Source organism: Glutamicibacter sp. NPDC087344 (genome assembly GCF_044744225.1).
Classification (GTDB): domain Bacteria; phylum Actinomycetota; class Actinomycetes; order Actinomycetales; family Micrococcaceae; genus Glutamicibacter.
This window is the reverse complement of the sequence record NZ_JBIUXY010000007.1, coordinates 284,279-291,449: the sequence shown is the minus strand read 5'-3', so window position 1 is coordinate 291,449 and position 7,171 is coordinate 284,279. Positions and strand designations below refer to the sequence as shown.

Sequence of the window (7,171 nt, the reverse complement as noted above, 5' to 3'; positions counted from 1 at the left end):
TTATCGGTCATGACCAGGTTAATGTGCAGTTTGGCGGGGAACGGTCGATCCAGCGGGGCCCCGGTGGCGGTACTGACCAAGGCATCAGCTTTCAGCTGCTCCAGGGTGCGGGTATCACCAGCGGCTTTCGCCGCATTAGCCTGGGATTCCAATTCGTGTTTCAGGGCGAGTCCCACTTCAATGGGGAGCCGGCCGTTGATCAGCATGCAGTCCTTGCCCGGGCGAATATGGACAAAACGATCGCGGGCTTTCTTTTCCATGCGGAAGCTCTGTTCTTCGCTGTGATTGGTGTCCACAAACTTCTGCGAGAAGTCACGGGCGGCTTTCGTGGACATCGACTCAAACATGGACGGAGCGTCCCGGTACATCCGATCGAAAACCTGTCGTTCTTCTGCGGGTAAGTCTTCGAGTGGACCCATGATGGCAAGGACCAGCGCTTCGCTGACGTCGCCGGCTTCAAATCGTGAAAACAGGTAGGGCATATCCGGGATGAGGTTTCGCATGCAGTGCAGGTACGCGATGGATCCGCTTTGCGACCGGCGGCGGGCGATGGCAATGAGATGCGCGGTGCCACGTTCCTTATCCGCAGGGTGGTCATCCAGGGTGCAGCCGGTGAGTGCGTCGATGCGTGCCGCGGCCCGGGCTTGAATGGAGGACCAGAAGGCCTGATTTCGTTCGGCTTGTTCAATGACGGTGACGCAGTCGCAGGCTTCGGTTGAATCTAGCGCCTGGTTGATGAAGGCGGCGTCCAATGGATCGAGGCGTGGTGCTGTTGCGAAGCTCCAACCCTCCGGCGGAGTGTCTTCGAAATACTTCGGATCACAAACCCAATCTTCGAACATACTTTTATTATACGCCGGTGTTGCTGGGAATAGTAGGGTTTGAATATCGAAAATGCGGATCGTCTAGGGTTAGGGCCGGGTGGTTGGAGATCGCTCGTTTCACGGTTTTGGTCGTGGTCCGCAGTCTGCGTGGTGGCAGCAGATTAGCTCATGCCCTGCGCTGCAGTGCTGAGAAATTGAAACCGGCCCCAGACAGGCTCAAGGCTCACAGAGCATGCAAAAATGAATCATGGCTTTAGAAACCTTCACACTGTCAGACAAGAAGTTTTCGCTCCGCAGGGCAGTCGAATCGGACCTTGCAGCGATCCTCGAGTTGTTGGCCAATGACCCCATACGGCAGCGTGAAACAGCCAGTGGAACCATTGATCCGCACCATTACCTCAAAGCCTTCAGAACGATCGATACCGATCCGGCGCAGATCCTCATAGTGGTGATTGACAAGGTCGACTGCGTGGTGGGAACCATGCAGCTGACCCTGATCCCGGGACTGACACGTGCTGGCGCGACCAGACTCAACATTGAAGCGGTCCGGGTCGATGAGCGGAATCGTGGCAACGGACTAGGAACAGCCATGTTGAAATGGGCGATCGCTGAAGGTTCCCGTCGTGGCGCACGCCTGGTTCAGCTGACCAGTGATAACGCCAGAGACGACGCGCACCGATTTTACGAACGCCTCGGATTCTCCCCTTCTCACACAGGATTCAAACTGGTCATCTAGGCCTGCTTGAGCAAAAATCCCCAGAACATTCTTGGGGCAGCTGCCCAGCCGACGTTTTCATGTCGCGCCGCCATTTCACGCCATGATTAGAATCTAAAAATCGCCCGCAATCCAAAGGAACCGACCCTTGACCCAACCGGTATTCGACACCCACCTGCACATCATCGACCCCAGCCACCCACTGGTGGAAAACAACGGCTTCATGCCGGCTCCGTTTACCGTCGCGGATTATCAAAAACGCATCCAGGGTTTGGGAATTGCCGGTGGCGCCGTTGTGTCCGGATCGTTTCAGGCATTTGATCAAGGCTACCTTGTTGAAGCGCTGAAGGCGCTGGGCCCGACGTACGTCGGTGTCACGCAGATTCCGAACCACACCAGTGACCAGCAAATTCTTGAGCTCCACGAGGCAGGCGTGCGTGCCGTACGTTTCAACATCGCGCGTGGCGGTTCAGCCGATCTCGACGACCTGGAACGACTCGCCAACCGTGTCCACGACCTCGCTGGGTGGCACGCTGAGCTGTACATCGACAGCCGGACAATTGACGAGACTCTTGCACAGCGGATCGCGGCCCTGCCGGCCGCCAGCATTGACCATCTCGGAATGCATGAGGACGGTTTCACCAATCTACTGCGTTTGGTCGAACAGGGTGTGAAGGTCAAGGCTACGGGCTTTGGGCGTATTGACCTCGATCCGGCTTCGGCTGTCAAGACAATCGTGAGTGTAGACCCAACGGCGCTGATGGTTGGAACAGATTTGCCTTCGACAAGGGCACGAAGGCCGTTTCGAGATGAAGACTTCGGCATCATCCATCAGTCGCTGACTCCGGAGCAGGCAAGCGCAGTGTTTTGGGGAAATGCCGCCGCGTTCTATCTCGGCCGGTAACAGCGATACCCTCAGTTCGGCTCCGGTGTTGACGTCGACAGCCCGCAACCACTAAAGAAGTACACCGCCAGAATCACTCCAACTGGAGCCCGTGGCCATGAACAACGAGCAACACAACCGCCCCGCGGGGTTTGCCATCCAACTAGGATCGTAAACGCCGCGGGGCGGTTGGGTTATGCACAGTCTCTCGACGCTAGCGCTGAGGGTCCTGCACCGGCTCGGTTCCGATATCCCCCACCGGGTTCTCGGAGGCAGAGAGTAGTTCTTCTAGCTCTCCGTCTGCTTGGTCTTGCACCTGAACCGGCTCCCGTCGTGGCGCCACCACAGGCACTTCCTGAGTCATCAGGCTGAATTCACAGCCGTCGTGTCGATCCAGGCCTTGAACGATGGTCTGTTCAAGGACCTCGCGGGCAACTCGATCTTGCAGGATCAATGGATCCCGGCTCAGGTCCTTCCAAATTGCCACACACAAGAGCAGCATTACCAAGACAAACGGCAGTGCGGAGACGATGGTGATATTTTTCAGCCCATTCAGCGCCGCCGACGGATCGCTGCCACCGGCCAACAACATCACCGCAGCCACCACACCGGTGGCGACACCCCAGAAGATCACGGACTTTTTGGTTGGGTCTTCAGCACCGCGTTCGCTCAACGCACCCATCACAATCGAGGCCGAATCCGCGCCGGTGACAAAGAAGATCGCAATCAACAACACCATGACTACGGACAGCACCACGGCGATCCAGCCTGGCAGCGGCAAAGAGCCGAGCAGGTCGAACAACACCCCGTCGAAGTCCATATCCGGCGCACCGTCAACCATCTGGACCAGCTGCGCCCCGACGTCGCCGGCTTGGGTAGCCCGTTCCTGGATTCCAATGGCTCCGCCACCGAAGATCGAGAACCACAGCAGTGTCACGCTGGAAGGTACCAAGAGCACACCGGTGATGAACTGCCGGATGGTGCGACCACGCGAAATACGAGCCATAAACATTCCAACAAATGGCGACCATGAAATCCACCAGGCCCAGTAGAAGACGGTCCACGAGGACAGCCAGCTGGCCATGGTCTCATCTCCGGCCGCGGTTCGCGAAGCCATCATCGGCAGATCGCCGATGAATGAACCGATGGCGTTCGGGATCAAGTTCAAAATGAACAGTGTTGGTCCGCCGATAAAAACGATCAGCGCAATGACAACGGCCAGCACCATGTTGATGTTGGACAGCCACTGGATGCCGCGTTCGATCCCGGAGATCGCGGAGGCCACAAACAGGGTGGTCAGGATCGCGATGATCACAACAAGTATTCCGGTGCCGACGTTTCCAATCACACCGGTGGATTCAATGCCGCCACCAATCTGCAGCGCGCCCAGACCCAGCGAACAGGCCGAGCCGAACAGCGTGGCCAAGATGGCCAGGATGTTGATGACACGGCCACCCCAACCATTGGTGACACGTTCCCCGAAGATCGAGGAGAACATGGAGGAAAACAGCTGCGGGCGCCCCAACCGGTAGCTGCCATAGGCCATTCCCAGTCCGACAATTGCGTACATGGCCCAGGGGAACAGTGTCCAGTGGAAGAGCGTGGTGCCCATGGCCGTGCTGACCGCGGCTGAAGTTTCGCCGTCAACGGTGCCCGGCGGAGGGGACATGTAGAAAAACAGCGGTTCTCCCACACCGTAGAACACCAAGCCGATGCCCATACCGGCCGCGAACATCATAGAAATCCAGGAGACCGTGCTGAACTGCGGTTTCTCACCGTCCTTGCCCAGCGGGATACGGCCAAAACTTTTTGCCGCAACGATCAGGACAAAGGTTGCGAAGGTCGCCGCGGCAATCACAAACAGCCATCCGGCGTCGGTGATGACCCAGTCTAGGGCTGCGCTGGCGGCATTGCCCAGGCCCGTTGGTGTGGCGATGCCCCAGATGATGAACCCGACGGCCACCGCTGCGGCGATTCCGAAAACCCACACATCGGTTCCGGAGGCGTGCGGTTTGCGAGGCCGGTTTTGGCGAACTTCATGTAGTTCACCAACAAGATCTCTAATTGTGTGGTCGCTCTTTTTCATTGTGCACTTCTTTCCCTGCCAATCCGGAAGCAAAGAATCACGGATTGAGCCGACCACGCTGCACGTGCGGTCGACTATGAGTGGGTGTAGTTGAACATTGCATTACTTGCATTGGCGGCATAAGGCTCAAAAAATCAGGGAAGGGAAGCTGCCGCGTTGGGTGCCGTTGCCGCAGATCAGGGCAAAAGGCGAAAGATAGGGAATCAAGCCAGGTAGCCGAACCTCACGGCTACCTGGCTCCCCACAGGGATCAGGGGTATTAGACCTTGATCATGCCGTGCGGATCAAGCACAAACTTCTGTGCGGCTCCGGCATCGAAGGCCGCGTAGCCTGCCGGTGCGTCATTCAGCGAGATGGTTCCGGCATTCACGTTTTTAGCAATCGAGACCTTGTCGTTCAGGATTGCCTGCATCAGGCCGCGGTTGTACTTCATGACCGGGCACTGTCCGGTTACGAAGGTGTGCGACTTGGCGAAACCAAGCCCGAAGCGCATCGACAGCGAACCAACACGGGCCGCTTCGTCGGTTGCGCCCGGATCTCCGGTGACGTAGAGGCCTGGGATGCCCAGGCTGCCACCGGCTCGGGTGATTTCCATCAGCGAGTTGAGCACGGTTGCCGGCTGCTCCACCCCGGCGTCATGTCCATGTCCGCGGGCTTCGAAGCCAACTGCATCGATGCCGCAGTCGACTTCCGGCACCCCGAGAATCTGCTCGATCTGCGCGCCTGGATCTCCGAGCGAGACATCAACGGTCTCGCACCCGAAGCTGCGGGCCTGCGCCAAACGATCGGCGTTCAGATCCCCCACGATCACCACGGCCGCACCCAAAAGCTGGGCGGAGGTCGCGGCGGCCAGGCCAACCGGTCCGGCGCCAGCGACGTAGACCGTGGATCCGACGGTGACCCCAGCGCCAATGGCGCCGTGGAAACCGGTGGGGAAAATGTCTGAGAGCATCGCGAGGTCAAGGATTTTCTCCAGGGCCTGGTCGCGATCCGGGAACTTCAGGGCATTCCAGTCGGCGTACGGAACCAACACGTACTCAGCCTGGCCGCCGACCCAACCACCCATGTCAACGTAGCCATAAGCGGAACCCGGGCGATCCGGGTTGACGTTCAGGCAGATCCCGGTCTGGCCTTCCTTGCAGTTGCGGCAGCGTCCACAGGAGATGTTGAACGGCACCGAGACAATGTCCCCGACCTTGAGGAATTCCACATCTCGGCCAACTTCAACAACTTCACCGGTGATTTCGTGGCCGAGGATCAATCCCTCGGGTGCGGTGGTGCGTCCGCGCACCATGTGCTGATCCGACCCGCAAATGTTGGTTGCGATGGTTTTGAGGATGACACCGTGGTTGACCTGGCGACCAATGTTGTCCGGGTGAACTCCCGGCCCGTCCCGGAGCACAAACTCCGGATAGGCCGTGTCAATTACTTCAACTTTTCCGGCGCCTGCATAGCTGACCGCTTTATTGCCCATGTGGAAACCACCTAGCCCTAAAATATTAGTTGGATATTTGTCACCTACAACCCATAGTGTGTCGGTGCTCACATGGCCCTGTCAAGGGGTGCGCCGGAATTCACCAGTTGTGTGACGAGGGCGCAGCGGCTAAAACTCCTCGGCCAGCCGCTCGGCCGAAATCCGCTTGCCCTCGGCCTGCAGGAAGTCCAGCGACGAGCGGATCAGCGGTGAATTGCGTGAACCGCTGCGAACCACGGCCACGATCCTTCTCGCCGGCCGACTCGCCCCCACGATCCGCAGCCGGGAGACCCCGAAACCGCCGCTCAGACTTGCCAGGCGCGGCATCAATCCAACACCGAGCCCGGCGCCCACGAAGGCCAGCATGGTGTCCCATTCCAGGGATTCATGGGCAATCTTGGGGGTGTAGCCGATCGCGGTAAAGGCCGCCACAAACAATGCCCGGTACACAGACCCCGGAGCGTCGGTAATCCACGGCTCCCCGGCAAGCGCCTCAAGGGCGACCGAATGATTTTTCGCCAACGGATGATCCGCGGGCACCACCACATCCAGCGGATCATCCAGCAGGGTCACCTGTTCAAATCTTGCATCATCGTCCACGCTCGGCCCAGCCTGCATGGAGACGATCACCGCCAGGTCGATTCGCTCGGCAACCAGCAGGTCCAGGCATCGTGCCGGGCTGGCTTCAAACACCTCTACTTCAACATTTGGCTGGGTGGTGCGCAGATTCGCCGTCAGCGGTGCGAGCAGGTAGGCCGCGGCAGTCGAGAATCCTCCCAAACCCAGATGCGACTGCACCTGGTCATCGGCATTCAGCGCGGCGGCACGCAACCGCTCCCAATCGGCCAGCATCTGGTCGGTCCCCTGGATGAGCTGCCTCCCGGCGGCGGTCAAGCGCAGGCTCCTGCCGTCGCGGACCATGACGGTGAAACCGAGCTCCTTTTGCAGCTCGCGAAACTGCGCGGAAATGGCCGAAGGCGAGTATCCGGTCAGCTCTGCCGTGGCGGCAATCGTGCCGCAGCTGGCGAAGGTTCTCAGGGTGATGAGGCGATGATCAATCATGCAGTTATTGTGCACGATTAACCTCAATAATTTGCGCTTTTCATGAATTCTTCCGCGTTCTAATGTGATCTGTATAACCTTCGTCTCCCAAATTCCAGATTGACCGTCCTGAGCAGCGGCTCTCACC

General features: G+C 58.8%; 6 protein-coding genes. 2 read left to right on the top strand and 4 right to left on the bottom strand.

What is annotated here, in order from left to right; genetic code table 11:
- A partial coding sequence (locus ACIOWL_RS14575; protein ID WP_400386507.1) for a DUF222 domain-containing protein occupies positions 1 to 842 on the bottom strand: 842 nt, incomplete at its 3' end.
- A 229-nt stretch (positions 843 to 1,071) separates the two neighbouring features.
- On the opposite strand from ACIOWL_RS14575, the gene ACIOWL_RS14570 reads away from it, so the two are divergent.
- The gene (locus ACIOWL_RS14570; RefSeq protein WP_400386504.1) at positions 1,072 to 1,560 is read left to right on the top strand and encodes a GNAT family N-acetyltransferase; all 489 of its coding nucleotides are present in this window, start codon (positions 1,072 to 1,074) and stop codon (positions 1,558 to 1,560) included.
- Between the two features lie 127 nt (positions 1,561 to 1,687).
- Positions 1,688 to 2,443 (top strand): amidohydrolase family protein, encoded by a 756-nt coding sequence (locus tag ACIOWL_RS14565; RefSeq protein ID WP_400386502.1) that lies wholly within the window; start codon positions 1,688 to 1,690, stop codon positions 2,441 to 2,443.
- Between the two features lie 193 nt (positions 2,444 to 2,636).
- Here the strand turns inward: ACIOWL_RS14565 and ACIOWL_RS14560 are convergent, their stop codons facing one another.
- The 3 genes from ACIOWL_RS14560 to ACIOWL_RS14550 form a co-directional block, all read right to left on the bottom strand.
- Positions 2,637 to 4,508, bottom strand: coding sequence for a BCCT family transporter (locus ACIOWL_RS14560; protein WP_400386500.1), 1,872 nt, complete (start codon positions 4,506 to 4,508; stop codon positions 2,637 to 2,639).
- A gap of 259 nt (positions 4,509 to 4,767) precedes the next feature.
- Positions 4,768 to 5,982, bottom strand: coding sequence for a formaldehyde dehydrogenase, glutathione-independent (fdhA, locus tag ACIOWL_RS14555; protein ID WP_400386498.1), 1,215 nt, complete (start codon positions 5,980 to 5,982; stop codon positions 4,768 to 4,770).
- Positions 5,983 to 6,111: 129 nt separating this feature from the next.
- The gene (locus ACIOWL_RS14550; RefSeq protein ID WP_400386495.1) at positions 6,112 to 7,044 is read right to left on the bottom strand and encodes a LysR substrate-binding domain-containing protein; all 933 of its coding nucleotides are present in this window, start codon (positions 7,042 to 7,044) and stop codon (positions 6,112 to 6,114) included.
- Positions 7,045 to 7,171 lie beyond the last annotated feature (127 nt).

Excerpts from the sequence above, each read along its gene's own strand:
- ACIOWL_RS14570 (WP_400386504.1), top strand. The coding sequence starts at position 1,072 with ATGGCTTTAGAAACCTTCACACTGTCAGACAAGAAGTTTTCGCTCCGC.
- ACIOWL_RS14560 (WP_400386500.1), bottom strand. The coding sequence starts at position 4,508 with ATGAAAAAGAGCGACCACACAATTAGAGATCTTGTTGGTGAACTACAT.
- fdhA (WP_400386498.1), bottom strand. The coding sequence starts at position 5,982 with ATGGGCAATAAAGCGGTCAGCTATGCAGGCGCCGGAAAAGTTGAAGTA.
- ACIOWL_RS14550 (WP_400386495.1), bottom strand. The coding sequence starts at position 7,044 with ATGATTGATCATCGCCTCATCACCCTGAGAACCTTCGCCAGCTGCGGC.